Origin of the sequence: Mesorhizobium sp. M7A.F.Ca.US.005.03.2.1 (genome assembly GCF_003997795.1) — a bacterium.
GTDB classification, from domain to species: domain Bacteria; phylum Pseudomonadota; class Alphaproteobacteria; order Rhizobiales; family Rhizobiaceae; genus Mesorhizobium; species Mesorhizobium ciceri.
This window is the reverse complement of sequence record NZ_RZRP01000617.1, coordinates 1-3,842: the sequence shown is the minus strand read 5'-3', so window position 1 is coordinate 3,842 and position 3,842 is coordinate 1. Positions and strand designations below refer to the sequence as shown.

The 3,842-nt window shown below is 60.5% G+C and carries 4 protein-coding genes; all 4 read left to right on the top strand.

Going from position 1 to position 3,842, the window contains the following annotated elements:
- The coding region (locus tag EN991_RS26870; RefSeq protein ID WP_164769388.1) for an aminoglycoside phosphotransferase family protein at positions 1 to 846 on the top strand (846 nt) is incomplete at its 5' end.
- Between the two features lie 695 nt (positions 847 to 1,541).
- Positions 1,542 to 2,678: a porin gene (locus EN991_RS26865; protein WP_024503065.1), complete on the top strand. Its 1,137-nt coding sequence runs from the start codon at positions 1,542 to 1,544 to the stop codon at positions 2,676 to 2,678.
- A gap of 132 nt (positions 2,679 to 2,810) precedes the next feature.
- Positions 2,811 to 3,587 carry a DNA repair protein RecO gene (recO, locus tag EN991_RS26860; RefSeq protein WP_127369896.1) on the top strand — a complete coding sequence of 259 codons (777 nt, stop codon included), beginning with the start codon at positions 2,811 to 2,813 and terminating at the stop codon, positions 3,585 to 3,587.
- Positions 3,584 to 3,842 (top strand): PaaI family thioesterase (locus tag EN991_RS26855; RefSeq protein WP_164769387.1); only part of this gene is annotated, 259 nt, incomplete at its 3' end. The genes recO and EN991_RS26855, both read left to right, overlap by 4 nt.

Here is a 3,842-nt window from a genome sequence, read left to right as displayed (position 1 = left end):
GATCTTCCGGTCAGGCCGGTTGCATCAGGCGGATGGGACAACAGGACCTTTCATCTGGGCGGCGAGATGACCGTGCGACTGCCAAGCGCCGCGGCCTATTCCCTGCAGGTGGAAAAGGAGCATCGCTGGCTGCCGAGGCTCGCACCTCTGCTGCCGCTGCCGATCCCGGTGCCGCTGGCGATGGGAGTTCCGGCCGAAAGCTATCCCTGGCACTGGTCCGTCTACCGCTGGATCGAAGGCGAGACGGCAGAGCGCGAGCGGATTGCCAGCCTGCCGCAATTTGCGACCGACCTGGCCGCGTTCCTGGTCGCCCTTCAGCGTATCGATGCCACCGGTGGACCGGCGCCGGGACAGCACAATTTCTTTCGCGGCGGAGCACTCAGCGTCTACGATGGCGAGGCCCGGCAAGCGATTGCCGCCCTCGAAGGCAAGATCGACACGGCCGCAGCCAGTGCGGTGTGGGAGGCAGCACTTGCCGCACAATGGCACGGTGCGCCGGTCTGGTTCCACGGTGACGTCAGTTGGGGAAACCTGTTGGTCAGGCAAGGCCGATTGAGCGCGGTGATCGACTTCGGAACCTCCGGCGTCGGCGATCCCGCCTGCGATCTGGCGATTGCGTGGACGCTGTTTGAAGGCAAAAGCCGGGAGGCGTTTCGTGCCGGCCTTCCGGCCGACGGGGCGATGTGGGCGCGCGGTCGTGGCTGGACGCTTTGGAAGGCGCTGATCACGGTCGCTGGACAGATCGACGCCAACCCTGTTGAGGTTGAGAAATCCTGTCACGTGATCGATGAAGTCCTTGCCGACCGCGCGCGCGAGCGTGAAGCGCCGAACGATAAGCCGCTCTAGCCAACCAAAACCCAGTCCCGTCGCCAAACATCCGCCGTCGCATGGCGCGACCAGGGACATTCCGACCGACGCATGCTTCCCGGGAGTGCCAATCCGCCTGATCGAGGCGGACGACCACGTCGCCCGTGTCGCCAAGGTCGACTGAGAGGCGTCACGGAGGAATCGTTTTTGAACGGTTGGCTGCTGTCACAATCGGGGACGCCACAGCGCTCCAGGGTTTCGATCGTCTTGGAAGAAGCAGACAGGCTTGGAAGCGTCATCCCGCTTTTCGCCTCGGCATCAGAGTGAGATTGGCGAATGGGCGTCACCTGGCGATAGAGGGGTCGGCAAGATTCAGGTCGATGTCGGCGAAAACCAGGTAGATATTCCACATTGTGCGGTATTTTTAGAAATATAAAACGTTGAATTATATTTGGCCGCGAAAGTATCCCATATATATATTCAATATGTGACGTTGTGCCACTTGTGCCATTCGCCGTCACGGAAAGTGTTATTTGTGCAACACAGCATTAATCTGTTCACGGAATTGGCATTATTTCGGAAATCGTCATTGAAGGCAGATGATCGATGGGTATGTTCGCCGCTGAAAAGGGCGAGCGGTGTGAGCCTTTTTCGTTGTGGGGGTGAGGCGGGAAAACATTGCCGCCAGCCACAAATCCGAAGCCATTTATAACTATGACTGGAGAGGTCAGAAAATGAACATCAAGAGCCTCCTTCTCGGCTCAGCCGCGGCCCTGATCGCGGTCAGCGGCGCGCGCGCCGCCGACGCTGTCGTCGTCGCCGAACCGGAACCGGCCGAATACGTCAAGATTTGCGACGTCTACGGCGCCGGCTACTTCTATATTCCGGGCACCGAGACCTGCCTGCGCATCGGCGGTTATCTCCGCTACGACATGGGCGTCGGCGATTCCGGCTCGCTCGATGGCGCCAACAACGTTGCCGATCACATGGACGGCGATAGGCACGACACCTATTACAAGAACATGCGCTTCACGCTGAGGACTTATACCGGCCAGGAAACCGAACTCGGCACGTTGAAGACCTTTACCGAAACTCGCTTCCAGTTCGGCAACTCCTCCGGCGACTATACAGGCGACGGCACCGGCTGGCAGGCCGGCAACAAGACCACCACCCTCAATTTCGCCTGGATCCAGCTCGGTGGTCTGCGCGTCGGTAAGGATGAAACGGTATACGACCAGTTCATCGGTTATGCCGGCAATGTCATCCAGGACACGCTCATCCCGTATGGTGTCAAGGATACCAATCTCATCAGCTATTACTTCGACGCTGGCAGCGGCTTCACGGGCGTGGTCTCGCTTGAGGAAGGCACCGCCGTCAACACCATCGACAGCTATGTTCCGCATGTCGTCGGCGGCTTGAAGTACAAGGGCGACTGGGGTGCGATCACTGGCGTCGTGGCCTATGACAGCAACTATGAGGAAGTGGCCGGCAAGGTCCGTTTGGACGTCAACGTCAGCAAGGAACTGACGCTGTTCGTCATGGGCGGCTACGGCACCAACGACAACATCAACGACTTCGGCACAGGCCGTACCCAATACAAGCCGTGGGGCGGTAACTGGGCAGTCTGGGGTGGCGGCACCTACAAGTTCAACGAGAAGACCTCGTTCAACGCCCAGATTTCCTATGACGACTGGAAGAACCTCGGCGTCGCTGCCAACGTTGCCTATACCATTGTGCCCGGCTTTACGGTCACGACTGAAGTCGATTACCTCAATGCAGGAAAATTCGACGACTTCGACTTCAACAACTGGACCAAGGCCGACAAGAAGAGCAGCGTCGGCGGCATCGTCCGCTTCCAGCGCAATTTCTAGCAGATCGACTGACCTCACCAGCCCGCCCGCAGCACATCGCTGCGGGCGGTTTTTTATGCATTGGTGTGAGAGTTACCCAGGAGCCAAGCCCATACCTTGATTTCGCCACCCGATCGGTGAAAAGCTCCTGAAATGGAATGGCGCGACGAGGGAATCATTCTCGGCACCCGCAAGCATGGCGAAACCAGCGCCATTCTCGAGGTGCTGACGCGAGCGCATGGCCGTCATCTCGGCCTTGTTCGCGGCGGCCGTTCGCGCAAACAGCAGCCCGTCCTCCAGCCCGGCAATCGCGTCGACCTGTTGTGGCGTGCGCGCCTTGATGAACATCTCGGCACGTTCCAGGCCGAAGCGATCGAGATGAATGCTGCCCGGTTGATGGACAGCGCCGTCGCCGTCTACGGCTTGCAGACCATGGCCGCGCATCTGCGCCTGCTGCCCGAGCGCGACGCGCATGAAGGTCTCTACGAAACGCTTGCCGTGATGATCGTCCATCTCGACGACGCCGACGTTGCCGGAGAACTGGTGGCGCGCTTCGAGCTTCTGGTGCTGGACGAACTCGGCTTCGGCCTCGATCTCAGTCGATGTGCCGCCACCGGCACGCGACAGGACCTGGCCTATGTCTCGCCGAAGTCGGGACGCGCGGTATCGCGCGAAGCCGGTTTGCCATGGCGCGACAAGATGCTGGCTCTGCCGGCCTTCCTACAGCGCGGCTCCGGCCTGCGCGCCGATGCGGCTGATGTCGACGACGCCTTCCGGCTCACCGGCTTCTTCTTCAACCGCCATGTCTATGAGCCGCGCGGCATCGAGCCGCCGGACGCTCGTACCGGCTTCCTCGCCGCCTTGCGCAAACATCACGCGCGCGGCAAGGCCATAGCTGGCGAGGACGCAACCAGAGAAATCATCACATGAGCGAGGTCGAACTTTATCCTGGCCGGGTCTCACCGCTCGGGCTCGGCACCATTCCGCACGCCGATATCCTGAAATACACCGGTCTGGAATTGCTGCAGCGCATCGTCGACGGCAAGTATCCGGCGCCGCCGATTTCCTTTCAGCTGAATTTCACTCTCACCGAAGTCTCGGAAGGGCGCGCTGTCTTTCGTGGCATGCCGAGCGAGCGCCATCTCAACCCGCTGGGCAGCGTGCATGGCGGCTGGGCGGCGACGC